Here is a 23,506-nt window from a genome sequence, read left to right on the forward strand (position 1 = left end):
CGCCTCTCCCGGCAGAGAGAGGCGGCGAACAGCGGAACGATGCCGCGCCCTCAGATCGTGCGTTCGGCGATCAGGCGTTTGATCTGGGCGATGGCCTTGGAGGGGTTCAGGCCTTTCGGGCAGGTGTTGGTGCCGTTCAAGATGGCGTGGCAGCGGTAGAGCTTGAACGGGTCGTCGAGTTCATCCAGGCGCTGGCCGGTGGCTTCGTCGCGCGAGTCGGAAATCCAGCGGTAGGCCTGGAGCAGGACGGCCGGACCGAGGAAGCGATCCGGGTTCCACCAGTAGCTGGGGCACGAGGCCGTGCAGCAGGCGCACAGGATGCACTCGTAGAGGCCGTCCAGCTTCTTGCGGTCCTTGGGCGATTGCAGGCGTTCGCGCGAGCCCACCGGGCTGTCGGTCTTGAGCCAGGGCTGGATCGAGGCGTACTGCGCGTAGAAGTGGCTGAAATCCGGCACCAGGTCGCGGATGACCGGCATGTGCGGCAGCGGGTAGATGTTGACCTGGCCCTCGCGCAGATCGTCCAGCGCCTTGGTGCACGCCAGCGTGTTCTCGCCGTTGATGTTCATCGAGCAGGAACCGCACACGCCCTCGCGGCATGAGCGGCGCAGCGTCAGCGTGGGGTCGATGGTGTTCTTGATCTTGAGCAGCACGTCCAGAACCATCGCGCAGTCGCTCACATCGACCTCGAAGGTATCGGTGCGCGGATTGCCGCCGATCTCCGGGTCCCAGCGGTAGATCTTGAACTTGCGGACTTTCTTGGCGCCCGGCTTGGCGGCAACGTAGTTGCCCTTCTGCACCCGGGACATCTGTGGCAAGCGGAACTGGGCCATGAGAGTTCTCCCTTGGAACGAAATATTGAGATTGCCCGCGGCAAGCGTCGCGGGGCTCCGGTCAGTACACGCGTTTGGCCGGCGGGATGGTTTCCACCTCGTGGTCGAGCGGCTGCGTGTGTACCGGCCGGTAGTCGAGGGTGCATTGGCCCTGGTGATCGACTTTGACCAGGGTGTGCTTCATCCAGTTGGCGTCGTCGCGTTCGGGAAAATCGTCGCGCGCGTGGGCGCCGCGGGTCTCCGGCCGTGCCGCCGCCGAGTGCATCGTGCCCACGGCCTGCACCAGCAGGTTGCCGAGCTCGAAGGTCTCCATGAGGTCGGAGTTCCAGATCAGGGACGGATCGGACACGTGCACGTCCTCGAACTGGGCGTAGACCGCGTCGATCCGCTCGCAACCCTGCTTTAGCGTCTCGGCAGTGCGGAATACCGCCGCGTCGTTTTGCATGGTGCGCTGCATCTTTTCGCGCAGCACTGCCGTGGGCGTGCCGCCTTTCGCGTGCCGCAGCTTGTCGAGCCGGGACAGCGCCGGATCCAGCACGTCGGTCGGCAGTTGGGCGAAGGGCGTGTCCGGCTTGATGATCTCGGCGCAGCGCTGCGCGGCAGCGCGGCCAAACACGATCAGGTCGAGCAGCGAGTTCGTGCCCAGGCGGTTGGCGCCGTGGACCGAGACGCACGCCGCTTCGCCGATGGCGAACAGGCCCGGCACGATGTGGTCGTTGTCGGTGCCGACTTTTTGCACCACCTGGCCGTACAGGTTGGTCGGGATGCCGCCCATGCAGTAATGCGCGGTCGGCAATACCGGGATGGGCTGCTTGGTGACGTCCACGCCGGCGAAGATGCGCGCGGTTTCGGAAATGCCCGGCAGGCGCTCGTGCAGCGTGTCGGCGCCCAGGTGCGCCAGGTTCAGCAGCACGTGGTCCTTGTGCTCGCCCACGCCGCGGCCTTCGCGGATCTCGATGGTGATGGCGCGGCTGACCACGTCGCGCGAGGCCAGATCCTTCACGTGCGGCGCGTAGCGCTCCATGAACCGCTCGCCGTTGGCGTTGGTGAGATAACCGCCTTCGCCGCGCACGCCTTCGGTGATCAGGCAGCCCGCGCCGTAGATGCCGGTCGGGTGGAACTGCACGAATTCCAGATCCTGCATGGCGATGCCGGCCCGCAGCGCCGCGCCGCCGCCGTCACCGGTGCAGGTGTGCGCCGAGGTGCAGGAGAAATACGTGCGCCCGTAGCCGCCGGTGGCGAGGATGACCGCGTGGCCGCGGAAGTAGTGCACGTTGCCTTCGCTGAGGTCGATCGCCAGCGCGCCGGTGATGTCGCCGCTGCGCGGATCGGTCACCAGGTCGGTGACGAAAAACTCGACGAAGAACTTGACCTTGTGCTTCAACGCCTGCGTGTACAGCGTGTGCAAGATGGCGTGGCCAGTGCGGTCGGCCGCCGCGCAGGCGCGCTGCGCCAGGCCCTCGCCGTGGCGTACCGTGTGGCCGCCGAACGGGCGCTGGTAGATGTGCCCGTCCTCGGTGCGCGAGAACGGCACGCCGAAGTGTTCCAGCTCGATGACGGCGGGAATCGCCTCGCGGCACATGTACTCGATGGCGTCCTGGTCGCCCAGCCAGTCGCCGCCCTTGACGGTGTCGTAGAAGTGGTAGCGCCAGTCGTCCTCGCCCATGTTGCCGAGGGCTGCGGCAATGCCGCCCTGGGCGGCCACCGTGTGCGAGCGGGTGGGGAACACCTTGGTGACGCAGGCCACCGACAGCCCGGCTTCCGCCAGACCCAGCGCCACGCGCAGGCCGGCGCCGCCGGCGCCGATGATCACCACGTCGTATTGATGGTTTTCAACCTTGTACGCTTCGCTAGCCATGGCGCGTGTCGTCCTTTCGAATCAGATGGGGAATCAATGCAGGCGCGCGAACCAGATGGCGAGTACCGCCAGGGTCGTGGCCAGGGCGCCGAGGAACGCGCCAAAGCGCAGGGCAATCTGCAACGTGACCTCCAACCAGCGCGTGTGCACGTAGTCGCCGATGATGACGTCCAGCCCCAGCATGCCGTGCCAGTAGAGGCACACGGTCAGGAGGATCAGCGCGAACGCGTGCAGCGGCTGCCCGATCGCTGCCAGCACGGCGGCATAGTCGAGCTGCACCAGGCTGGCGGCGAAAAACAGGAACCAGAGCGTCAGCGGAATCAACGCCACTGCCGTCAGGCGCTGCAGCCACCAGTGATGGGCGCCGGTGTGCGACGCTCCCCAGTTGCGCGCGATCTTGAGGGGCTCGCGCACGCTGGATTGGCCCGGAAACTCGCTCATGCCGCACCTCCCGTCAAACGGATGACCAGCAGCACCCAGATCAGTACGGTCAGCACCGTGCTTACTCCCACGACCACCCAGCCGGTGGTCCAGTACGAGGGGTTTTTCGTGCGGTCACGCTTGGCCTGCTGGCCGTAATCCCAGGCCAGGCTGTGCAGCAAATGCTGGATGCCGTTGCACAGGTGGAACAGCAGTGCCCAGATCCACGCGAACCACACGATGAGGCCGATCCAACTGCCGGAGAACTCCGCAAACAGTTGCCACCCGTGGGGGCCGGAGGCGGCCGCGATCAGGCCCCACGTGAAAACCACGGCGCCGGCCGAAAGCAGCAACCCGGTCAGGCGGTGCAGGGAAGACTGCACCATGTTGATGCGCCAGCGGTAGATACCGAGGTGCGGCGAAATGGGGCGTGGATTGTGCACGGCAAACACCTCCTGAAACCGTTTGGTCAGCCTGTCAGTCGTCAGCTTCTGTGCGTTCCCTGTCGGCGGCGCATCCGGCGCGACGACGCCGCACGCGATGCCGTGAGTCGACGGATTATCGGACTGAAAGCGTGACGATGATTTTGACGCTATATCTTTTGGCGCGCACCACAGCGCCATCGTGCCAACCGCCCGCAACGCGGCGCACCTGCGGCCGGCGTTGCACCCGTGCGGCTTGATTCGTCAACGGCGCCATTTGGTGACGATCGCGGCCAGCGCGTCGCGGATCGTGGGATCCAGCAATTCCGGGTATTCGGACACGCGGGCGATGAGGCCGAACACCGTTACCGTATCGGCGATCACCGTAGGGTCGCACGCCCAGATGTCGGTGGGGTCGTAGGCACCAAAGCGGTCGGCGTCCGACCACGCCAGCAGAAAGTTGGCGCAGCGGTGGGCTTGGCCCGAGCTGCCGAGTGCCACCTCCGCCAGGCGGTGCATGGCGGCGACTTCCCCCGGCGAGGGGCGGGTCGGGTCGTCCGGGCCGGTGCCAGGCAGGGTGGCGGACAGGTCAGGCAGGCTCATGGGCGATTCCGGAATGAAGCGGGGTGGTCGGCCGGTGTTCCGCATTCGCCGTCGGCAACCCCGCGAACAGCTGGTCCACGGCGTGCGTCACGGCAGCGCAGCCGGAGTCGTGCTCGTGGAATGGCACCCGGCGCACGAGGGCCAGCGTGATTTCGGCCGCTTCGACCAGGTACTGACACGCCGCCTCGATGGCCCAGGTGCGGGCCAGTTGCATGGCATCGCCGGCGCTCGCGCAACCTTGTGCCAGCAGCGTGGCGGTAACCTCCGCGGTGGCGTGAACGACGCTCTCGCTGCGGATCGCCAGCTGGCCGATGCGCCCGGTGAGCAGCCACCGTTCGCCGCCTGTCCGGGGGGCTGGATGATGCGCGCGGTCCACGCCAACCGCATCGAACAGGCAGCCAAGCCGCTGCTGGAAGTGGCTCGTCAGCATGCGTGTCGGTTGCCATTGCCAGGCGTCGATCCCGTGCGCGACGAGCTCCATCCCGGCGGCACGGATGGCTTCGCTCGCCACTGGATCGTCGTCGGACAGCGTCGCCACGTCCACGCCGCTGGCCACGCAACCGAGTGCGTTGCGCAGTCGGGCGACATCCATTTCCAGGCCGGTTGCCGCGGGCAGCCGCAGGTCGATGTCCTGGGTGGACCATGCAAGGGCACGGCTGGTGGCCGGCCCGAACTGTGCGCCGTCACTGAGACGCACGCAGTGGCCGCTCACCGGGTCAATGGACCAGCCGCTCGGAAGCGGCGTGCTCGGCAACAGGAAAGGAGGAGACATAGGGATCTGTGCGCACGACAACCCCTGCACGGTAGTGCGTAAACGTCGCAGTGCGGTGATTTGGATCAGACCCGCCGCGGGAAGCGCCGCCAGTTGCCTGCCACGTCTGCCGTCGGCGGGGCTTGTACCAAATCATGAAAAAAAGCCGCACGGCGCTGCATAGTGGCCACGAGCGGTTGATTGGGCAGGTTGACATGTCAGCAACGAGTGATGGCGGAAACAATCCCGTGCTGCGCGCGCGCGGCGAGGTGGTGGTGCATCACGCGGAGGCGGCCGAGGCGCTGTACCGGGGGGCGCTCGAAACGCAACCGGACAACGCCGAAGCGCTGAACTACGTGGCGATGTGCGAGCTGGGTCGGGGCGACTTTGACAGCGCCCGCGAGCACCTCGAGAAGGCCGTGCAGGTCGATCCGGAGGAAGCCAATTTCCGCAAGAACCGCGGCATCCTGCAGCTGGCGCTTGGCCAGGCGCAGGACGCCATCGAAACCTTCGACCAGGTGATTGCGATGGATCCAAAGGATCTGTCGACGCCGTTGCACCGGGCGGCCGCGCTGGAACAGTTGGGCAACGCCTACGACGCCACGGCGGCGTATTACCGCGCGATCGCCACCGCCCAGGCGGCGTTTCGCTGGCGCACCCGCGACACCACACCCCCGGTGCTGCGGCCGGTGGTGCGGCACGCCATCGACTACATCCAGCGCCACCAGCAGCAAATTTTCCTGGAGCTCATGGAGCCGGTGCGCGCGCAGTACGGCGCCGCGGCGCTGGCGCGGGTGGAGCAGGGTCTGGACATCTATCTCAAGCGGGCCGTGGCGATCTATCCCGATCCGCAGCAAAGCTGCGCGTTTTTCTACCTGCCGGGGCTGTCCGCCGCACCGGTACTGGATGCCGCGCGCATGCCCGGCATGGCTGCGCTGGCGGCGGCTGGTGACACCTGGCTGGCCGAGCTGGAGGCAGCTGCCGCCCAGCGGGCAGGGGAGCCGTATTTCGGCACGCACGATCTGGCGCTGCTGCGTGAGCAGGGCGTGCTCGACGGCGACGCCGACGCCCGGCTCACCGCGTGGTTCCTCTATCGGGATGGCGACCGGGAGCCAGCCGCGCGGCAATATCTGCCGCGCACGCTGGCGGCAGTGGAGTCACTGCCACAACGCGTAGAGGTGGAAAACCTCGGCCCCAACGTCTACTTCGCCATGCTTGCCCCGGGCACCCATGTGTTGCCGAGCAGCGGCCTCACCAACGTGCGGGTCAACGTAGAAATTCCCCTGCGCGTGGATGGCCGCTGCGTGCGCAGCGTTGCCGGCCAGGAGGAAACCTGGCGCGCAGGAACGGGCGTGGCCTACGACGGCAGTTTCGCGCACGAGTTGTGGAACCACGGCCCCGGCCCGTGCACGGCGCTGGTGCTGGACGCCTGGCACCCGGAGCTGAGTGCGGCCGAACGCGCGGCGTTGCCCTTGCTGTTCGAGGGCATCAGTCGATTTCACCTGGCGGCGGGCGTGGAACCGCCGTTTGGCAATTAGCGGGTGGCGCCGGCACTTCGTTGATCCGACCAGTGAAGCGCTCGAGCGCGCCGTGCCTGAAGGTTTCGGCTGACACCGGCGTGTCCCTTCCTTCGACCCCACCCCGAAGAAGTTGCAGCATGTGGACGCCGTTACCGGTTTCGGCACATCGAGAGGCACCACTCATCACGTGCCGTCATACGGCCATTTGATATGAAACGCCGGCATACCAAATCACCTTGGTATTGATCCATTTCTCCGAGGAGTCGAATCATGAGCAGGCGAGCACCACGTACATGCACCACGCGTGCGGACGTTCAACGGCTGGAGGCGCTGATTGCCCAGTTGCCCGCGCACGGCCGGGTTGAGGTATCGCTACGCGACGAAAGCACGTACACCGGAGTCATCCGGGTGCGGGCGACTGCTCAAGTGTTTCGCGATTCGCGAGGGGAAGAGGGCATCAATGCCGAAGTCACCCTGGAGAACCGGGATGCTCCCCATGGAGCCTGGAAACTGTGGCTGGATCAGGTCGACCACATTACGCACCTGGATTCCGGATTGGCCGGCGAAAACTGATGGTTTGCGGCCCGGCCTCCCGGGCTTTCTCCACCGCTCGAGCAGCGATGCAGCGCATGTCGTCCTCGCAAGCGTACCGCGCGCTTTCAACGATTTCTTCAACCGTGGCGCGCTGATCGCGTACCAGCGCGTGGCGCAACGGAGGTCTCCGGTAGCCGTGCGCCGGTTGTTGCGCACGTGTTCCATATACGGCGTATGTGCCTTTCGTTTTTGCTGCGACTTGGCCAATCGTTGCGCGATGACCGCCCCTCCATGCTTTGACGCAGGCGGATGTGGCGCTGGTAGGCAGTGTTTCGCAATGCACGATGATCCGGGTTGAGCCGGGGGATGCACGGGATGTCGCTGCGTACGGATGGCCTCGTTGCTCCCCGCTTGGGGACACGATCCAGCCGCTGAAAGCCGGGTCGTCCGCGCTGGAAGGCTGCGGTCGCGAATTGCCTTTGCGGTGTTTCGCCTTTGCCACGGGCCTGGGCAAGACGCGATGGGTGATGGCTGCTTCAATCGGTTGACCACGTGGCACGCACGCCGGTGAATCCGGTTGCACCCCGCCACCGGCGCATCGGCGCACACTGCGCACTTCGCCGGTGCGGAGTGCAACATGAAGTCTGGTCTGGTGGTGGCGTTGGCGGCAGTGGGTGGTTTGCTCGGCGCGCCCGCGTGGGCGGCGACCGCGCCGGCACAGCCGGCAGTGTCGGTGGCGCAGGCGCAGCAGTTGGTGGGCAGCGCCTCGCATGGTGCAGCGCGCGTGGTGCGCGTGTTTGCCGGGCCGGATGGCATGGTGGGCGCGGTCATCGAGCCCAGCGAGGGTGGCGCGCAGCAGGTGGTGTGGCTCACGCCGCACGCGCAAGCGCTGGTCACCGGCAACAACTTCTATGACGCCGAGGGCAACAGCCTCACCTATCAGGCGATGCTGGCGCAGGGTTTGATGACCAGCCCGGCGGCGACGCTCACGGCTGCGGCGGCGCCTGCCAGCCGACCGATCCTGCTGGGCAGCAAGGGGCCGATCTTGACCGAGCTGTTCGACCCCAATTGCATCTATTGCCATGAGCTGTACCAGGCGCTGAAGCCGGCGATTGCCGCCGGCCAGCTGCGCGTGCGCTACGTGTTGGTGGGCGTGGTGAAGCCATCGAGCCTGCCGCGCGCGGCCGCGATTCTTGCGGCCAAGGACCCGACTGCCGCACTGGCACAGGACGAGGCGCGGTTCGACGTCAAGGACGAGGAGGGCGGTTATCCGCCGGACAAGACCATGGATGCGGCGGCCAAGGCCGTGGTGGATGCCAACAATGCGCTGTTCGACAAGATGGGCGCCAGCGGTACCCCGACGCTGCTGTATTGCGCCACCGGCCAGAAGGACGTGCAGACGTTGGGCGGCATGCCAAAGGATGTGGCGGGTTTCGTGGCGCAACTGGCGAGCGGACCGGCGCGGGAGTGCGGCGCGAAATAGCCCGGCTTAACCGGCGGCGTGCGGCGCAGCGGCCAGCGCGCGCGTGCGCCGGTGCGTCCACACAATGCCCGCCACGCCCACGCCAAGCACCGGGTATTGCACGGCAAAGGCGAGCTTGAATCCGGCCAGCGAGTACAGCGTGTCCGCGTGGCCGGCGCTGTGCAGGTCGAGCACCCAGCCGATCAGATACATCATGAGGAAGCTGGCGAGAAAACCGCCGACGTTGACCACGCCATTGGCGGAGCCGAGGCTTTCGCGAGGATTGAACGCGTTGGCGTGATCGAAGCCGATCACCGCCGCCGGGCCGCCGATGCCCATGGCGACGAGCGTGACCAGCAGCAGCGCCAGCGGTGGCCGCCCCGGCCACACCAGCAGTCCGATCCAGGTCAAGCAGATCAAACCTGTGATGTGTAGCACCAGCCGCGCCCGCCGTCGCGGTTGACGCGCCGAGGCGCGACCAAGCAGCGGCCCTGCGAGCGCGCCGGCAACCACCGGCACGATCAGCAGTTGTGCGGCGCGACTGGGCGCATAGCCCAACGCGTGCACCATGAACGGGTAGCCCCACATCAGCGAAAACATGGTGACCGAGGCCATGGCGGTGTAGTGCGTCCAGAACCCGAGCCAGGTACCAGGCTGCGCCATCGCGGTGCGCAGCAGACGCAACGAGTCGCGCAGGCTGGCGGGACGCGCCAGTGCCGGTGCGAGTGGCGGGTGATCGCGCACCACCAGCACGATCGCCACCAGCGCCAGGAGCACGCTGGCGGCGGCGCTGAGGAACGCGTGGATCCATCCGGATTCGTTGAGCAGCAGTGCAAACGGCACCGCGGAAATTACCTGCCCGAGTTGCCCCAGCAGTCCCAGCCATTGGAACAGTTGCGGCACGATGCGTCCGCTGAACCACGCCGTGACGAGGCGCACCACCGAGGTGAACACCATCGCGTCGCCGCCACCAACCAGTACGCGGCCGACGACCGCCATCGTCGTGCCGGTCGCGACGCCGACGAGGATCTGGCCGCCAATCATGAGCGCCATGCCGGCGATCAGCAGTTTTCGCGGGCCGGCGCGGTCGATCAGCATGCCCACCGGGATCTGCATGCCGGCGTACACCACCAGCTGCAGCACCGCCAGCAGCGACAGCGTGGCCGCGTCGGCATGGAACCGCGCCGCCGCAGCCACTCCGGCCACGCCGATGGTGGTGCGCTGGGTGACCGCAACGATGTAGCCGAACACGCCGACGCCATAGATCAGCCAGGCGCGGCGGGAGGGGGAGGCGGGGTTCAAGGGCGGGATCGTGGTGGCAACGGTACACGCAAAGTATGAATGATGCGCCGCCGCATGGTGCAGGCCATGCCTGGTGCAGGAGGCTCGCGCCAGGAGTGGCCGGACACTGGTTCGTTGCTGCCGTCGGCGATTTTGCCCAGTGGTCGGGTTGAAGCCGGACAAGGCTTTTGATGGGACGGGCGGGGGGGAACCAAGTGCGCGCAGTTGCGTGAAACACACGCTGGTGTCGCTTCAGCTTGACGCGACGAGGCAGTCGGTGGCCTCCCACCCGGCGAGGTGCAACAGCAGGCGCGCGAGGCTCAGCACGTCCTGATGGTTGTGCTCGCCGACGCGACGCAGCTTGGCAGCGCTGCCACCGCGCAGGTAGGCGAGCCAGGCGGCGGGCGCTTCGCTGCCGGGCAGGTCGTCCTCGCGCACGATGCCGAGCACGCGGCGCTCGATGGTGACCAGCCGGCAGTTCTCGAAGCGGCCACGGTAGCGTCGGCGCGACGGGTAGAGCAGGTCGACGTGTTCCAGCCCGGCGAGCGGATTGGCCTGCCGGGCAAGGCGGTAGCGCGTGCGCAGCAGCGGCGCGTCGTAGCTTTTGCCGTTGTAGCTGGCAAGCACGGTGTCCGGCGTCAGCCAGCGTGCGAACTCGGCCAACATTGCCGGTTCGGCGGCGAGCGTGGCGATCACGAGCTGGCGCACAACGATGTCGGTGCCATCCCAATGCGCGGCACCGATCATGAACGCGCGGGTGCCGGCGCCACCGGCGAGCCCGGTGGTTTCGGTGTCGAAGAACAGCACTCTGCGGGGATCGAAATCTGGCCGGCGGTCGAACGCGCCGTCGATCTGCTCCGGCAATCCACCGAACGGCAGGCGCGCGGTGATGAGGCGCAGGCCGGGGGCGATCTCTGCGCCGGGCAGGGCGCGGTCGCGCGCTGCCGCGGGCGTTGCGGTCGAAGGGGCGCGCACGCGCAGCAGGTTGCGCAGCGCGGTCACGCTGTCCGGCGTGATGAGCGATGTGCGTGCCCGCAGTGCACCGTCGGCAGGCAAAGCCGCCGCGCGCCCGCCAGCTTGCCGCGTCAACGCGCGCAGTTGCGCCAGCGTCGCGCTCATGCGGCGGCGAGCGCGGCAAGCACACGCAAGGCATGGGCCTTGGGCGAAGCGTCGACCGGCAGGCGGTCATCCAGCACCGGCCCCACGCAGCTTGGGCAGCCGGCGCGGCAGGGGCAGCCTTGCACCAGCTGCATTGCGTTGCCGACCAGTTCGGCCTGGCGCCGCCACAAGGGTTCGGACAGCCCGATGCCACCGGGGTAGTTGTCGTACAGGAACACGGTCGGCGTGAAGCGTTCGAGCATCGCGACGTTCGGCGCGCCGCCGTCCGTGGCGCGGATCTGCCCGCGCCCGTTGCCGTCGGCGTGCACCGACCATGCACCGTCGCCGCTGCCCACGGCCTGGTGCAGGTCGGCACCATCGGCCATGACGGCGAGACGTGCGACCACATGCAGCGCATAGGCAGCGGCGAGGAAACCGTCGAGCGCGTCCTGGCGGCCGGCGAAGAGGGCATCCAGCGTGGCCTGCGGCAACTGCCACCACGCGGCGCTGGTGTGCATTTCCAGATCCGGCAGGTTGACCGGCCCGCAGCCGATGTTTTCGTGGGTGTAGTAGCGGATCTTTTTGTAGCCGGCGACGCGGCGCACCACGTGCACCTCGCCGTGGTGGCACTCGCCGGCACCGGCCGGAGTGCGCGCGAAACTCTCCAGCACCTTGAGCCGGGTGTAGTCGATGGCGTCGGTGTAGTAGTCGACGTGGGTGCGGGTGACGAACGCCTTGCGGCCTTCCCAGTCCAGCCGCTCCACCTGGTACGGCACCGACTGCACCATGTGGATCGCGCCCTCGTAGAGCATCAGCGGCGCGGAGCTGAAATCCACCTCGGCAATGATGGTTTGCCGGCCGGCCGTGCGATCGACTACGACGAAGTTGCCATCCGATACCGAGCGCAGGCCGACCGCGTTGGCCGGGTAGCTGTCGGCCACCCACTCGTAGCGTCCGCCTTCGGGCTGCAGCACGCCGTCTTCGGCGAGCAGGTCGAGATACACCTTGGGGTCGATGCCGCCGAAACGGTCGCCGGCAAGGAACGGCAGCTCGAACGCGGCGCAGCGGATGTGGTCGAGCAGGATCACCGGTTGGTCGGGCGCGATGCGCGCGCACTCTGGCGGCGCGCCGGTGAAAAACTCCGGGTGCTGCACGATGTACTGGTCGAGCGGATCGCTGGTGGCGACCAGCACGCCCAGCGCCGGCTTGTGGCGCCGCCCGGCGCGGCCGAAACGCTGCCAGCTGGCCGCGATCGAGCTGGGATAGCCGTTCAGCACCACCGCGTCCAGCGCGCCGATGTCGACCCCGAGCTCCAGCGCCGAGGTGGCGACGATGCCGTCCACGCGCCCGGCGCGCATCGCCTGCTCGGTGGCGCGCCGCTCGGTGGGCAGGTACCCGCCGCGGTAGGCGCGGATGCGCGGCGGCTTGCGCGGGTCGTGGTCGAACACGTCCTTCAGGTATTTCGTCAGCACCTCGACCAGCGTGCGCGAGCGCGCGAACACCAGGGTCTTGAGCCCGGCGCGGATGGCCATGCGCACGATGCGGTTGGATTGCGAGCGCGCCGAGGCACGCAGGCCCAGGTCCGGGTTCACCACCGGCGGGTTCCACAAGAGCACGTGCTTCTCGCCGCTGGGCGCGCCCGAGCGCGTGATGGCCGTGACCGGCGCACCGAGCAGCGCCTGCGCGTGCTCGCGCGGGTTGCCGATGGTGGCCGAGCACAGGATGAATTGCGGGTGTACGCCGTAGAACGCGCAGATGCGCTCCAGCCGGCGGATCACGTTGGCCAGGTGCGAGCCGAACACGCCGCGGTAGCTGTGGATCTCGTCGATCACCACGAACGCGAGGTTCTCGAAGAACTGCGCCCACTTGGTGTGATGCGGCAGGATGCCCTGGTGCAGCATGTCCGGGTTGGACACCACGATGTCGCCCGCGGCGCGGATCGCGCGGCGCTGGTCGCCCGGCGTGTCGCCGTCGAAGGTGGCCGCGCGGATGCCCAGCTCGCCGGCCTTCGCCAGCTCCATCAGCTCGGCCACCTGGTCCTGCGCCAGCGCCTTGGTCGGGAACAGGTACAGCGCCTTGCGGTGTTCGCGCAGCGCCGCGGCGACGACCGGCAGCGTGTAGCACAGCGATTTGCCCGACGCGGTGGGCGTCACCACCACCACGTGCTCGCCGCGCGCGACGGCATCCCAGGCGTCGCGCTGGTGGCGGTACAGGCGGTCGATGCCGCGCGCGTGCAGGGCGTCGACCAGCCCCGGCGGCAGCGCCGGCGGAAAGTGTGCGTAGTCGCCCGGCGTGCCCGGCACCACGAAGCTGCCGGTGACGCGGTCGGCATACTTGGTTTTGAGCCGCGCGGCCAGCGTGGCGCCGCTGTGGCGGTCGGGCTCGGGCGACGGCTGGACGATGGCGTTCATGCCCGCAGGGTGCCCGGCGGGCGTCTCGCATCCTGAGACGGGTGGCACCCGGCGCCCGACTACAATGGGTCGTTTCCGCGCGCGAGGCCGCCATGCACATCTACAAATCGTTCCAGATCGAGGCCGCGCACCGCCTGCCGCACGTGCCGGAGGGCCACAAGTGCGGGCGCCTGCACGGGCATTCCTTCCGCATCGACGTGCAGCTCGAGGGCACGCCCGATCCACACACCGGCTGGGTGCTCGACTTTGCCGACGTCAAGGCGGCCTTCGCGCCATTGTTCGACCAGCTCGACCACCATTACTTGAACGAGATCGAAGGGCTCGACAACCCCACCAGCGAGGTGCTTGCGCGCTGGGTGTTCGAGCGTCTCGCGCCACGGCTGCCGGGGCTGGACGAGGTGGTGGTGCACGAAACCTGCACCTCCGGCGCACGCTTTGCGCGGACCGATCTTGACGCGCCGCGGCGCTAGCACACAACGCGCAAGTCGTGGTGAATTCTGAACATTTGACGATTGGTCTGGCCGATCCAGAAAAAATATATTGCACTGCACAAAAAAGCTTGCTAGAGTGCTCCTCACTAACCGCATACCCGACGAGGGCAAGCTCATGTCTCAGCAGTTCAACAACCAGTTTTTCGCCTACACCAAACAGATCGCCGATGGTGCGTTCAAGGCCCAGTCGCTGGCTCTGAAGAGCCTGGAGACGGTGGCCGGCCTGCAGCTCAAGGCGTTCGAACAGCAGACCCGCGATTCCGCCGCGTTTGTCGCCGAGGCCCTCGAAGTGCGCGATGCCGATACGCTGCGCACCCTGTGGGAGAAGGGCGCCACCCTGGGTCGCGAGCAGGCCGAGCGTGCGGTCGAGGTTTCGCAAGAAATCATCGCCGTGACGCAGAAGGCCGCCGAGTCACTGCAGGCGCTCGTGCAGGAACAGCGTCAGGCCGCGAACGACGCCGTCGTAACGCCGGCGGCCAAGAAGTCCGCTTCCAAGTAATCAACGATTCTCCTGTGGCACCCTGCCGCGTCGCACTCCCCTTCGGCGCGGCAGTCTGGGTCGGACCCTCCCCTGGTCCGACCCTTTTCTTTGGGCGGAGGGGCCGCAGCGGGTGAAATTGGACAAGTTGCCGCACGCCGGACGCTTGTCGGTGCAAATCAGCGACTGATATACTTTTACGGATTGGATTGCCGCTCGTGGCTGTGGTCGAAGCTGCTAGCTCGCGCGGAGAGGTCGGGTGCTCAACAGTCTCCCATTCGGTCGCCGCCTGGCGCTGCGCGCCGTGATCTGGCAGGTACTGGCGGGGCTGGTGGTCGGGCTGGCGTTTCTGGCGCTGGGGCGTCGCGAGGCAATCGCGGCGGCTGGCGGCGGGCTCACGCTGGCGCTGGGTACCGCGCTGTTGTCCGCGCAGGTGTTTGGCCGGTTGGTGGGTGGCGGGGCAGCGTTCGTGCGTTTGCTGCTCGGCATGGCGCTCAAGTGGGCAGTGGTCGTCGGCGGGCTGGCGGTGATCCTGATTCAATACAAATTGCCGCCGCTGGCTGCCGTGACGGGGCTGGTGGCTGCCTACGCGGTTTATCCGCTGGCATTTCGATTCAAGGGTTGATCCATGGCAAGCGAGCCGCAGGGCGGACTGACCGAATACATCCAGCACCATTTGCAGCACCTCGTGCCGCATGCGGCGAAGGAAGGCTTCTGGGCGGTGCACCTCGATTCGGTGACTGTATCGCTGGCGCTCGGCGTCATTTTTTGCCTGTGGTTCTGGCTCAAGGCGCGCAAGGCGACCTCGGGCGTGCCGTCCAAGGGGCAGGCGTTCGTCGAGATGGTGCTCGAGTTTGCCGACGGCCAGGTCAAGGACGTGTTCCACGGCGACCGTCGCATTCTCGGCCCGCTCGCGCTCACCGTGTTCGTCTGGGTGATGCTGATGAACGCGATGGACCTGCTGCCGGTCGACCTGCTGCCGGTGATCACCGAAGCGCTCGGCATCAAGCATTTCCGCGCCGTACCCACCGCCGACATCAACATGACGTTCGGCATGTCGATCACGGTGTTCGTGCTCACGTTGTTCTACAGCTTCAAGTCGAAAGGCTTCGGCGGCTACATGCACGAGCTGTTCACCGCGCCGTTCGGCAAGCACCCGCTGTTGTGGTTGCCCAACCTCGCGCTCAACATCGTCGAGATGGTGTCCAAGCCGGTCAGCCTCGCGATGCGACTGTTCGGCAACATGTACGCGGGCGAGCTGGTGTTCATGCTGATCGCCGGCCTGTTCAGCGCCGGCGCCGGGCTGGCGGGCTGGGCGCTGTATGGCGCCGGCATCATCGGCTACACGGTGTGGGGCATCTTCCACATCCTGATCATCACGATCCAGGCCTTCATTTTCATGGTGCTGTCGGTCGTGTACATCTCGATGGCACACGACCATCACTGATTCCGGTTTCGTTCCAATCGTTCAACCCTTCAACGCAACAACCGCCTTTTCGAGGAGATCACCGTGGACCAAGTCGCCGCTCACATCGTTCAAATCGCCCAGATCCAGGGCTTCACCGCCATTGCCCTCGGCTTGATCATCGGCCTCGGCGCGCTCGGCGCCTGCATCGGCATCGGCGTGATGGGCTCCAAGTTTCTCGAAGCCGCCGCGCGCCAGCCGGAACTGATGCCGCTCTTGCAGGGCCGCATGTTCCTGCTCGCCGGCCTGATCGACGCGGCGTTCCTGATCGGCGTGGCGCTGGCGATGTACTTCGCGGTTGCCAACCCGCTGCTGTCCTCGCTCGCGGGCTGAGCTACCCGGCGCCGCAAGGCGCCGTCCACCTGTTGCGGGCCGTCTGGCCCGTGACGGTTCCGTATCGAATTTGCAGGTAAGGCAGCGATGAATTTCAACGCGACCCTGATCGGCGAGATGATCGCCTTCGCGATCCTCATCTGGTTCTGTGTCCACTTCATCTGGCCGTACATCAACAAGGCCATTGAAGAGCGCCAGGTCAAGATCGCCGAGGGCCTGAGTGCCGCCGAACGTGCGCGGGCCGAGCTCAAGAACGCCGACGTCAAGGTGGCCGACGAGATCCGCAAGGCACGCCAGCAGGCTTCCGAGATCATCGATCGCGCGCAGCAGCAGGCGAACGCGATGATCGACAAGGCGCGCGGCGATGCGGTGCTGGAGATCAACCGCCTGAAGGCGGCGGCCCAGGACGACATTGCGGCGATGGCGCAGCAGGCGCGCGAGCAGTTGCGCGAGCGCGTCGGCGCGCTCGCCGTGCAGGGTGCGTCCAAGATCGTCCAGCGCGAAGTCGACGCCGCGGCCCACAAGGCGCTGCTCGACGAGCTCGCGGCGGAAATCTGATCCATGGCCCAGTCCATCACTCTCGCCCGTCCGTATGCCCGCGCCGCGTTCGAGCTGGCACGCGACACCGGTACGTTCGACGCGTGGTCGCAGGCGCTGGCGTTTGCGGCGGCGGTGGCCGCCGACGTCCATGTGGCCGCGCTCGGCAACGATCCGCGCGCGCTGCCCCGTGAGCTGGTGGCCTTGCACCTGCCGCCGGACATGCCGGGCGACGCGCCGTTTGCGCGTTTTCTCGCCGAGCTGGCCGAATACCGCCGGCTGGGCCTGCTGCCCGAGGTGGCCGCGCTGTTCGAGCAGTTCCGGCGCGAGGCCGAGTCGCAGCTCCTGGTCAAGGTGACCAGCGCGATGACGCTCGACGCCGCGCAAACCGAGCAGCTCAAGGCCTCGCTCAAGCGCCGTTTCCGGCGCGAGATCCAGCTTGAAACCGCGGTCGACCCGGCGCTGTTGGCCGGCGTGGTGATCGACACCGGCAGCGAAGTGATCGACGGCTCCGCCCGCGGTCGCCTCGCGCGGCTGGCCGGCGCCTTGGCGCATTGATTCGTTTTCAGCTCTTCCAGGATATCCATCCATGTCCAGCACTACTTTGAATCCGTCCGAGATCAGCGAGCTGATCAAGCACCGCATCGAGCAGTTCAAGCTCGGCGCGGAAGCCCGCAACGAAGGCACGATCATCAGCGTGTCCGACGGCATCGTGCGCATCCACGGCCTGGCCGACGTGATGCAGGGCGAAATGATCGAACTGCCCGGCGGCGCCTATGCGCTGGCGTTGAACCTCGAGCGCGACTCGGTGGGCGCGGTGGTGCTCGGTGAGTACCTGCACCTGCACGAGGGCGACACCGCCAAGACCACCGGCCGCATTCTCGAGGTGCCGGTCGGCCCCGAGCTGCTTGGCCGCGTGGTGGATGCGTTGGGCAACCCGATCGACGGCAAGGGGCCGATCACGGCCAAGGCCTCCGCGCCGGTCGAGCGCGTGGCGCCGGGCGTGATCTGGCGCCAGGGCGTGAACCAGCCGGTGCAGACCGGTTACAAGTCGGTCGACTCGATGATCCCGATCGGCCGCGGCCAGCGTGAGCTGATCATTGGCGACCGCCAGACCGGCAAGACCGCGCTGGCGATCGACGCGATCATCAACCAGAAGAACTCCGGCATTTATTCGATCTACGTCGCGATCGGCCAGAAGCGCTCGTCGATCGCCAACGTCGTGCGCAAGCTGGAAGAAAACGGCGCACTGGCGAACACCATCGTCGTCGTTGCCTCGGCGTCCGAATCGGCCGCGCTGCAGTACATTGCGCCGTACGCCGGCTGCGCCATGGGCGAGTACTTCCGCGACCACGGCGAAGACGCCCTGATCGTGTACGACGACCTTTCCAAGCAGGCCGTGGCCTACCGCCAGATTTCGCTCTTGCTGCGCCGCCCGCCGGGCCGCGAAGCCTACCCCGGCGACGTGTTCTACCTGCACTCACGTCTGCTCGAGCGTGCCGCGCGCGTCTCGGCCGACTACGTCGAGAAGGTCACCGACGGGGCGATCAAGGGCAAGACCGGTTCGCTCACCGCGCTGCCGATCATCGAGACCCAGGCCGGCGATGTTTCCGCGTTCGTGCCGACCAACGTGATCTCCATCACCGACGGCCAGATCTTCCTGCAGACCGACCTGTTCAACGCCGGCATTCGTCCGGCCGTGGACGCCGGCATCTCGGTGTCGCGCGTGGGCGGTTCGGCGCAGACCAAGATCGTCAAGAAGCTCTCCGGCGGCGTCAAGCTGGCGCTGGCGCAGTACCGCGAGCTGGCCGCGTTCGCGCAGTTCGCCTCCGACCTCGACCCGGCGACCCGCGCCCAGCTCGACCGTGGCGTGCGCGTCACCGAGCTGATGAAACAGAAGCAGTACGCGCCGCTCTCCATCGCCGAGTTGGCGCTGTCGGTGTACGCCGCGGAGAAGGGCTACCTGGACGACCTGCCGGTTGCCAAGGTGCTCGACTTCGAGAAGGGCCTGCACGCCTTCATGCACCAGAACCACGCCGAGCTGATGAAGGACATCGTCGCCACCGGCAAGTGGGACAAGGACGTGGAAGCCGTCTTCAAGAGCTCGCTCGACGAGTACAAGAAGACGGGGAGTTGGTGACGGGAGCCGGGATGCGAGAGTCGGTATTCGGGATTCGAAAGAGCCGCGAATCCCAGCCTTCGCCAATCCCTTGTCTCCAATCCCGAATCCCCGAGCGAACATAGCGAGCGAGAATCCATGGCCAGCGGACGCGAAATCAAAACCAAGATCAAGAGCACGCAGAACATGCGCAAGGTGACGCGTGCGCTGCAGATGGTCTCGGCCTCGAAGATCCGCAAGGCGCAGGATCTGATGAAAGCCTCGCGGCCGTATGCGCGGCAGATGCGCAAGGTGATCGCGCACGTGGCGCAGGCGTCGACGGATTTCAAGCATCCGTTCCTGATCGAACGCAGGGACCTCAAGCGCGTCGCCTACATCGTGGTGTCGACCGATCGCGGCTTGTGCGGCGGCCTCAACTCCAACCTGTTCCGCCGCCTGCTGCCGCTGGTGGCGCAGTGGCGCGAGCAGAAGGTCGAGGTCGACGTCGTCGCGATCGGCCAGAAGGCGCAGGCGTTTTTGCGCCACATCAAGGGCGTGAACCTGGTCGGCAGCGTCACCGGGCTGGGCGAGCACCCCAAGCTGGAAAAGCTGATCGGCGTGATCAAGGTCGTGCTGGATGCGTACACCGCGGCCGGCGTGGATCGCGTATTTCTCGCCTACAACGACTTCGTCAACACCATGGTGCAGACGCCCACGGTCGACGCGCTGTTGCCGCTGCCGCTGGTCGCCGCCGAGCTCGAAGCCCACCAGGCGAACGGCGAGTCGGCGTACGCCGGCATCACGCTGGAGCAGACCCACGACTGGGACTACATCTACGAACCGGATGCGCCGACCGTGCTGGAGCACGTGCTCGGCCGCTACATCGAGTCGGTGGTGTACCAGGCGGTGCTGGAGAACCTCGCCAGCGAACACGCGGCGCGCATGGTGGCGATGAAGAGCGCGTCGGACAACGCCAACAAGGTGATCGACACCCTGACGCTGGTCTACAACAAGACCCGCCAGGCGGCGATCACGCAGGAAATTTCCGAAATCGTCGGCGGTGCGGCGGCGGTGTGATTGAGCCGGGATTGGAGATATGGGATTCGGAATTCGTAGCAGCGCCACGCGCTCCGGCTGTTCCGAATCACGCATCTCGAATCCTGTATCCCGATAAACCCGAATTACGAGTGGAGCTACCCCAATGAGTCAGGGCAAAGTGGTTCAGATCATCGGCGCGGTCATCGACGTCGAGTTTCCGCGCGACCAGGTACCGCAGGTGTACGACGCGCTCAAGCTGGACGGCACCGAGATCACGCTGGAAGTGCAGCAGGTGCTGGGCGACGGCGTGGTGCGCACGATCGCGCTGGGCTCCACCGACGGCCTGAAGCGCGGGCTGACCGCGACCAACACCGGGGAAGGCATCAAGGTGCCGGTCGGCAACGCCACGCTCGGCCGCATCATGGACGTGCTCGGCCGCCCGGTCGACGAGGTCGGGCCGATCAACACCGAAGAGCGGTGGGTGATCCACCGCGATGCGCCCTCGTACGCCGATCAGGCATTGTCGGACGAGGTGCTGGAAACCGGCATCAAGGTCATCGACCTGGTGTGCCCATTCGCCAAGGGCGGCAAGGTCGGCCTGTTCGGCGGCGCCGGCGTGGGCAAGACGGTGAACATGCTGGAGCTCATCAACAACATCGCCACCCAGCACGCGGGCCTGTCGGTGTTTGCCGGTGTCGGCGAGCGCACCCGTGAAGGCAACGACTTCTACCACGAGATGCAGGAAGCCAAGGTGGTGCGCCTGGACGACCTGCCGCAATCCAAGGTGGCGATGGTCTACGGCCAGATGAACGAGCCGCCGGGCAACCGCCTGCGCGTCGCGCTGACCGGCCTCACCATGGCCGAGTACTTCCGCGACCAGAAGGACGCGAGCGGCAAGGGCAAGGACGTGCTGTTCTTCGTCGACAACATCTACCGCTACACGCTGGCCGGCACCGAGGTGTCCGCGCTGCTGGGCCGCATGCCGAGCGCGGTGGGCTACCAGCCGACGCTGGCCGACGAAATGGGTGTGCTGCAGGAGCGCATCACCTCGACCAAGACCGGTTCGATCACCTCGATCCAGGCGGTGTACGTGCCGGCGGACGACCTGACCGACCCGTCGCCGGCCACCACCTTCGCTCACCTTGATTCCACCGTGACGCTCAGCCGCCAGATCGCCTCGCTCGGCATCTACCCGGCGGTCGACCCGCTCGACTCCACCAGCCGCCAGCTCGATCCGCAGGTGGTGGGCCAGGAGCACTACGACATTGCCCGCCGCGTGCAGGGCACCTTGCAGCGCTACAAGGAGCTCAAGGACATCATCGCCATTCTCGGCATGGACGAGCTGTCGGAAGAGGACAAGCAGGTCGTGGCACGCGCGCGCAAGTGCGAGCGCTTCTTCAGCCAGCCGTTCCACGTGGCCGAAGTGTTCACCGGCGCGCCGGGCAAATACGTCACCCTCAAGGAAACCATCCGCGGCTTCAAGATGATCGTCGACGGCGAAGTGGACTACCTGCCCGAGCAGGCGTTCTACATGGTCGGCGGCATCGACGAGGCGATCAAGAAGGGCGAGGAGATGGGGGCCAAGAAAGCCGCCTAGGCGGCTTTCGGGGATTCGGCATTCGGGATTCGGGATACGCAAAAGCCTGAAGTCCGGAGTCACTCCGAATCCCCAACCCGGTATCCCGAATCCCTTCGAGCAACGCGAGAGCAACCATGACCACCATCCGAGTCGACATTGTCAGCGCCGAGGCCGAGATCTTCTCCGGCGAGGCGACGATGGTCGTTGCCACCGGCGAAGTCGGCGAGCTGGGCATCACGCCGCGGCACGCGCCGCTCATCACCCGTCTGAAGCCCGGCCACGTGGACGTGCTGCAGGAAGGCGGCGAGCGCGCGCAGTTCTACGTGTCCGGCGGCATTCTCGAAGTGCAGCCGCAGGTCATCACCGTGCTGGCCGACACCGCGACGCGCGCCGCCGACCTCGATGAGGAAGCCGCGCAGAAGGCCAAGAAAGAGGCCGAGGATGCGATCGCCAACCGCACCGAGGAAATGGACGTAAGTGAGGCGCAGCGTCGCCTGGCACAGGCGCAGGCGCAGCTGCAGGCACTGGAACGGCTGCGCAAGAACCTCAAGCACTGAAAACCCGCGCCATCCGATCCACAAAACGCCGGCCTCGCGCCGGCGTTTTGCGTCTAACATGCCGTGGGCGATCTGGTGAACGAGCGGGTGGAACGCGCCGTCGGTGTGGCGCGCCATACTGTCGGGTGGCAGGTAGGTGCATTCCGCCGTGGACAAGGAAAGCACGGCTGCCTGCCGCGTGGAACCGACACGCACGGGCCGTTCCCGGTCGCGCAAGAATGGTGCACAGCCCAGCCGACGCGGCCCGCGCGCAATGCGAGCCACCGCTGCTTGCATTCACCTCCTTCCCCACACGCGAATTAGGCAAAATACTGCGTTTGCGGCAAAGTTCCGCTTCCACGTCTGAGAGGGATCGCTCGCCATGACGCTGCACGTCGTCGTACTTGCCGCTGGGGCCGGCACACGGATGAAATCCGCGCGGCCAAAGGTGTTGATGCCGCTTGCCGGGCGCCCGTTGCTCGCGCATGTGTTGGATGCCGCGCGGGCGTTGCAGCCGGCGGCAATCCACGTCGTTTACGGCCATGGTGGCGAACAGGTGCAGGCGGCCTTTGCCGGGCAGGCGGACTTGCGCTGGGTGCTGCAGGCCGAGCGGCTCGGCACCGGCCACGCCGTGCAGCAGGCCATGCCTGGCGTGTCGGACGACGCGCAGGTGCTGGTGCTTTATGGCGACGTGCCGCTGATCCGTGCCGAGACCTTGCGTGCGCTGGTCGAGGTCGATGGGGGATTTGGTCTGCTCGCGATCCGGTTGGCAGATCCGCACGGCTACGGTCGCGTGCTGTGCGATGTGGACGGCTGCGTGCAGGGCGTGGTGGAAGAAAAGGATGCCAGCGCCGCGCAGCGTGCGATCGACCTTGTCAATACCGGCATTCTGGTGGCGCCGGCCGCCGCGTTGCGCGGCTGGATCGCACGGCTGGGCTGCGCCAATGCGCAGCACGAGTACTACCTGACCGACGTGTTTGCGCTGGCGGCGCAAGCCGGGCAGGCCGCGCGCGTGGTGACGTGCGCCGACCCGGTCGAAGCCGCTGGGGCAAATGATGCGATCCAGCTCGGTGAACTGGAAGCGGCGTTCCGGCGCCGCAATGCGCAGGCGCTGCAGCGTGCCGGCGTGCGGCTGGCCGATCCCGCACGCTTCGACCAGCGTGGCACGGTCACCGCCGGGCGCGATGTCGAGCTCGACGTGGACGTGATCCTCGAAGGCGCGGTGACGCTCGGCGATGAGGTGCGCATCGGGCCGTTCGTGCGTCTGAAGGATGTCGAGCTGGCCGCCGGCACCGTGGTGCAGGCGCACTGCGACCTCGAAGGCGTGGTGACCCGAGGGCCGTGCCTGATCGGCCCGTTCGCGCGCCTGCGCCCCGGCACCGAGCTGGACGCCGGCGTGCACGTCGGCAACTTCGTCGAAACCAAGAAGACGCACATTGGCGAAGGCAGCAAGGCCAATCACCTCAGCTATCTCGGCGACACCGTGATCGGGCGCGGCGTCAACGTCGGCGCCGGCACCATCACCTGCAACTACGATGGCGTGAACAAGTTCGCCACCCGCATCGAGGATGGGGCCTTCATCGGTTCCAACAGTTCACTGGTGGCGCCGGTCACCGTCGGTGCCCAGGCCACGATCGGCGCCGGCTCGGTGGTCACCCGCGACGCGCCAGCCGGCGAGCTGACCGTGGCCCGTGGCCGCCAAGCCGTCATCCCAGGCTGGAAGCGGCCGACCAAGCAGCAAAGCTGAGGACGCCCCGGCAG

General features: G+C 66.9%; 24 protein-coding genes. 15 read left to right on the forward strand and 9 right to left on the reverse strand.

Annotated features, from left to right (window positions below; all coding sequences use genetic code 11):
• Positions 1 to 50 precede the first annotated feature (50 nt).
• From AC3WP6_RS02635 to AC3WP6_RS02660, 6 genes are all read right to left on the reverse strand, one after another.
• On the reverse strand, positions 51 to 830 hold the full coding sequence (locus AC3WP6_RS02635) for a succinate dehydrogenase iron-sulfur subunit (protein ID WP_492626246.1): 780 nt from the start codon (positions 828 to 830) through the stop codon (positions 51 to 53).
• A gap of 61 nt (positions 831 to 891) precedes the next feature.
• Positions 892 to 2,688, reverse strand: coding sequence for a succinate dehydrogenase flavoprotein subunit (gene sdhA, locus AC3WP6_RS02640; RefSeq protein ID WP_492626247.1), 1,797 nt, complete (start codon positions 2,686 to 2,688; stop codon positions 892 to 894).
• 33 nt (positions 2,689 to 2,721) lie between these two features.
• On the reverse strand, positions 2,722 to 3,129 hold the full coding sequence (sdhD, locus tag AC3WP6_RS02645; RefSeq protein ID WP_492626248.1) for a succinate dehydrogenase, hydrophobic membrane anchor protein: 408 nt from the start codon (positions 3,127 to 3,129) through the stop codon (positions 2,722 to 2,724).
• Positions 3,126 to 3,731, reverse strand: a complete 606-nt coding sequence (gene sdhC, locus AC3WP6_RS02650) for a succinate dehydrogenase, cytochrome b556 subunit (RefSeq protein ID WP_492626249.1) — start codon at positions 3,729 to 3,731, stop codon at positions 3,126 to 3,128. The genes sdhD and sdhC overlap by 4 nt, the downstream gene beginning before the upstream one ends.
• 63 nt (positions 3,732 to 3,794) lie before the next feature.
• Positions 3,795 to 4,133 (reverse strand): DUF7673 family protein, encoded by a 339-nt coding sequence (locus tag AC3WP6_RS02655; RefSeq protein ID WP_492626250.1) that lies wholly within the window; start codon positions 4,131 to 4,133, stop codon positions 3,795 to 3,797.
• Complete coding sequence (locus AC3WP6_RS02660; protein ID WP_492626251.1) at positions 4,120 to 4,905, reverse strand: hypothetical protein; 786 nt, start codon at positions 4,903 to 4,905, stop codon at positions 4,120 to 4,122. Before AC3WP6_RS02660 ends, AC3WP6_RS02655 begins: the two co-directional genes overlap by 14 nt.
• Positions 4,906 to 5,099: 194 nt before the next feature.
• Here AC3WP6_RS02660 and AC3WP6_RS02665 point away from each other — a divergent pair, with 194 nt between their 5' ends.
• The 3 genes from AC3WP6_RS02665 (at position 5,100) to AC3WP6_RS02675 (ending at position 8,421) form a co-directional block, all read left to right on the forward strand.
• Positions 5,100 to 6,422, forward strand: coding sequence for an aspartyl/asparaginyl beta-hydroxylase domain-containing protein (locus AC3WP6_RS02665; RefSeq protein WP_492626252.1), 1,323 nt, complete (start codon positions 5,100 to 5,102; stop codon positions 6,420 to 6,422).
• Positions 6,423 to 6,674: 252 nt separating this feature from the next.
• Positions 6,675 to 6,977, forward strand: coding sequence for a DUF3247 family protein (locus AC3WP6_RS02670; RefSeq protein ID WP_492626253.1), 303 nt, complete (start codon positions 6,675 to 6,677; stop codon positions 6,975 to 6,977).
• A 598-nt stretch (positions 6,978 to 7,575) separates the two neighbouring features.
• A complete protein-coding gene (locus tag AC3WP6_RS02675) occupies positions 7,576 to 8,421 on the forward strand; it encodes a thioredoxin fold domain-containing protein (RefSeq protein WP_492626254.1) in 846 nt (281 codons plus the stop codon).
• A gap of 6 nt (positions 8,422 to 8,427) precedes the next feature.
• Here AC3WP6_RS02675 and AC3WP6_RS02680 read toward each other — a convergent pair whose 3' ends face one another.
• The 3 genes from AC3WP6_RS02680 to AC3WP6_RS02690 form a co-directional block, all read right to left on the reverse strand.
• The gene (locus AC3WP6_RS02680) at positions 8,428 to 9,702 is read right to left on the reverse strand and encodes an MFS transporter (protein ID WP_492626255.1); all 1,275 of its coding nucleotides are present in this window, start codon (positions 9,700 to 9,702) and stop codon (positions 8,428 to 8,430) included.
• 231 nt (positions 9,703 to 9,933) lie between these two features.
• Positions 9,934 to 10,800, reverse strand: a complete 867-nt coding sequence (locus tag AC3WP6_RS02685) for a ribonuclease H-like domain-containing protein (protein ID WP_492626256.1) — start codon at positions 10,798 to 10,800, stop codon at positions 9,934 to 9,936.
• A complete protein-coding gene (locus AC3WP6_RS02690) occupies positions 10,797 to 13,190 on the reverse strand; it encodes a DEAD/DEAH box helicase (RefSeq protein WP_492626257.1) in 2,394 nt (797 codons plus the stop codon). Before AC3WP6_RS02690 ends, AC3WP6_RS02685 begins: the two co-directional genes overlap by 4 nt.
• Positions 13,191 to 13,282: 92 nt before the next feature.
• Here AC3WP6_RS02690 and queD point away from each other — a divergent pair, with 92 nt between their 5' ends.
• The 12 genes from queD to glmU all read left to right on the forward strand — a co-directional run bounded on the left by queD (position 13,283) and on the right by glmU (position 23,492).
• Positions 13,283 to 13,660, forward strand: coding sequence for a 6-carboxytetrahydropterin synthase QueD (queD, locus tag AC3WP6_RS02695; RefSeq protein WP_492626258.1), 378 nt, complete (start codon positions 13,283 to 13,285; stop codon positions 13,658 to 13,660).
• Between the two features lie 136 nt (positions 13,661 to 13,796).
• Positions 13,797 to 14,180 carry a phasin family protein gene (locus tag AC3WP6_RS02700; RefSeq protein WP_492626259.1) on the forward strand — a complete coding sequence of 128 codons (384 nt, stop codon included), beginning with the start codon at positions 13,797 to 13,799 and terminating at the stop codon, positions 14,178 to 14,180.
• 238 nt (positions 14,181 to 14,418) lie between these two features.
• Positions 14,419 to 14,784 carry a hypothetical protein gene (locus tag AC3WP6_RS02705; protein ID WP_492626260.1) on the forward strand — a complete coding sequence of 122 codons (366 nt, stop codon included), beginning with the start codon at positions 14,419 to 14,421 and terminating at the stop codon, positions 14,782 to 14,784.
• Between the two features lie 3 nt (positions 14,785 to 14,787).
• The gene (atpB, locus tag AC3WP6_RS02710) at positions 14,788 to 15,606 is read left to right on the forward strand and encodes a F0F1 ATP synthase subunit A (RefSeq protein ID WP_492626261.1); all 819 of its coding nucleotides are present in this window, start codon (positions 14,788 to 14,790) and stop codon (positions 15,604 to 15,606) included.
• A gap of 63 nt (positions 15,607 to 15,669) precedes the next feature.
• Positions 15,670 to 15,957: a F0F1 ATP synthase subunit C gene (atpE, locus tag AC3WP6_RS02715; RefSeq protein WP_492626262.1), complete on the forward strand. Its 288-nt coding sequence runs from the start codon at positions 15,670 to 15,672 to the stop codon at positions 15,955 to 15,957.
• Positions 15,958 to 16,044: 87 nt separating this feature from the next.
• The gene (locus AC3WP6_RS02720; RefSeq protein ID WP_492626263.1) at positions 16,045 to 16,515 is read left to right on the forward strand and encodes a F0F1 ATP synthase subunit B; all 471 of its coding nucleotides are present in this window, start codon (positions 16,045 to 16,047) and stop codon (positions 16,513 to 16,515) included.
• Positions 16,516 to 16,518: 3 nt separating this feature from the next.
• Positions 16,519 to 17,052 (forward strand): F0F1 ATP synthase subunit delta, encoded by a 534-nt coding sequence (locus AC3WP6_RS02725; protein WP_492626264.1) that lies wholly within the window; start codon positions 16,519 to 16,521, stop codon positions 17,050 to 17,052.
• Positions 17,053 to 17,083: 31 nt separating this feature from the next.
• Positions 17,084 to 18,634, forward strand: coding sequence for a F0F1 ATP synthase subunit alpha (gene atpA, locus AC3WP6_RS02730; protein WP_492626265.1), 1,551 nt, complete (start codon positions 17,084 to 17,086; stop codon positions 18,632 to 18,634).
• Positions 18,635 to 18,751: 117 nt separating this feature from the next.
• Complete coding sequence (atpG, locus tag AC3WP6_RS02735) at positions 18,752 to 19,669, forward strand: F0F1 ATP synthase subunit gamma (RefSeq protein ID WP_492626266.1); 918 nt, start codon at positions 18,752 to 18,754, stop codon at positions 19,667 to 19,669.
• Between the two features lie 124 nt (positions 19,670 to 19,793).
• Entirely contained in the window at positions 19,794 to 21,227 is a 1,434-nt protein-coding gene (gene atpD, locus AC3WP6_RS02740; protein ID WP_492626267.1) for a F0F1 ATP synthase subunit beta, read from the forward strand.
• 116 nt (positions 21,228 to 21,343) lie between these two features.
• The gene (locus tag AC3WP6_RS02745; protein WP_492626268.1) at positions 21,344 to 21,766 is read left to right on the forward strand and encodes a F0F1 ATP synthase subunit epsilon; all 423 of its coding nucleotides are present in this window, start codon (positions 21,344 to 21,346) and stop codon (positions 21,764 to 21,766) included.
• A gap of 361 nt (positions 21,767 to 22,127) precedes the next feature.
• Positions 22,128 to 23,492 (forward strand): bifunctional UDP-N-acetylglucosamine diphosphorylase/glucosamine-1-phosphate N-acetyltransferase GlmU, encoded by a 1,365-nt coding sequence (gene glmU, locus AC3WP6_RS02750; RefSeq protein WP_492626269.1) that lies wholly within the window; start codon positions 22,128 to 22,130, stop codon positions 23,490 to 23,492.
• Positions 23,493 to 23,506: the final 14 nt, after the last annotated feature.

It is taken from the genome of Rhodanobacter sp. FW106-HT46G03 (genome assembly GCF_058789895.1).

Bases quoted from the DNA above. Each gene is read 5' to 3' on its own strand.
- AC3WP6_RS02635 (WP_492626246.1), bottom strand. From the start codon at position 830: ATGGCCCAGTTCCGCTTGCCACAGATGTCCCGGGTGCAGAAGGGCAAC.
- sdhA (WP_492626247.1), bottom strand. From the start codon at position 2,688: ATGGCTAGCGAAGCGTACAAGGTTGAAAACCATCAATACGACGTGGTG.
- sdhD (WP_492626248.1), bottom strand. From the start codon at position 3,129: ATGAGCGAGTTTCCGGGCCAATCCAGCGTGCGCGAGCCCCTCAAGATC.
- sdhC (WP_492626249.1), bottom strand. From the start codon at position 3,731: ATGGCGCTGTGGTGCGCGCCAAAAGATATAGCGTCAAAATCATCGTCA.
- AC3WP6_RS02655 (WP_492626250.1), bottom strand. From the start codon at position 4,133: ATGAGCCTGCCTGACCTGTCCGCCACCCTGCCTGGCACCGGCCCGGAC.
- AC3WP6_RS02660 (WP_492626251.1), bottom strand. From the start codon at position 4,905: ATGTCTCCTCCTTTCCTGTTGCCGAGCACGCCGCTTCCGAGCGGCTGG.
- AC3WP6_RS02665 (WP_492626252.1), top strand. From the start codon at position 5,100: ATGTCAGCAACGAGTGATGGCGGAAACAATCCCGTGCTGCGCGCGCGC.
- AC3WP6_RS02670 (WP_492626253.1), top strand. From the start codon at position 6,675: ATGAGCAGGCGAGCACCACGTACATGCACCACGCGTGCGGACGTTCAA.
- AC3WP6_RS02675 (WP_492626254.1), top strand. From the start codon at position 7,576: ATGAAGTCTGGTCTGGTGGTGGCGTTGGCGGCAGTGGGTGGTTTGCTC.
- AC3WP6_RS02685 (WP_492626256.1), bottom strand. From the start codon at position 10,800: ATGAGCGCGACGCTGGCGCAACTGCGCGCGTTGACGCGGCAAGCTGGC.
- AC3WP6_RS02690 (WP_492626257.1), bottom strand. From the start codon at position 13,190: ATGAACGCCATCGTCCAGCCGTCGCCCGAGCCCGACCGCCACAGCGGC.
- queD (WP_492626258.1), top strand. From the start codon at position 13,283: ATGCACATCTACAAATCGTTCCAGATCGAGGCCGCGCACCGCCTGCCG.
- AC3WP6_RS02700 (WP_492626259.1), top strand. From the start codon at position 13,797: ATGTCTCAGCAGTTCAACAACCAGTTTTTCGCCTACACCAAACAGATC.
- atpB (WP_492626261.1), top strand. From the start codon at position 14,788: ATGGCAAGCGAGCCGCAGGGCGGACTGACCGAATACATCCAGCACCAT.
- AC3WP6_RS02720 (WP_492626263.1), top strand. From the start codon at position 16,045: ATGAATTTCAACGCGACCCTGATCGGCGAGATGATCGCCTTCGCGATC.
- AC3WP6_RS02725 (WP_492626264.1), top strand. From the start codon at position 16,519: ATGGCCCAGTCCATCACTCTCGCCCGTCCGTATGCCCGCGCCGCGTTC.
- atpA (WP_492626265.1), top strand. From the start codon at position 17,084: ATGTCCAGCACTACTTTGAATCCGTCCGAGATCAGCGAGCTGATCAAG.
- atpG (WP_492626266.1), top strand. From the start codon at position 18,752: ATGGCCAGCGGACGCGAAATCAAAACCAAGATCAAGAGCACGCAGAAC.
- atpD (WP_492626267.1), top strand. From the start codon at position 19,794: ATGAGTCAGGGCAAAGTGGTTCAGATCATCGGCGCGGTCATCGACGTC.
- AC3WP6_RS02745 (WP_492626268.1), top strand. From the start codon at position 21,344: ATGACCACCATCCGAGTCGACATTGTCAGCGCCGAGGCCGAGATCTTC.
- glmU (WP_492626269.1), top strand. From the start codon at position 22,128: ATGACGCTGCACGTCGTCGTACTTGCCGCTGGGGCCGGCACACGGATG.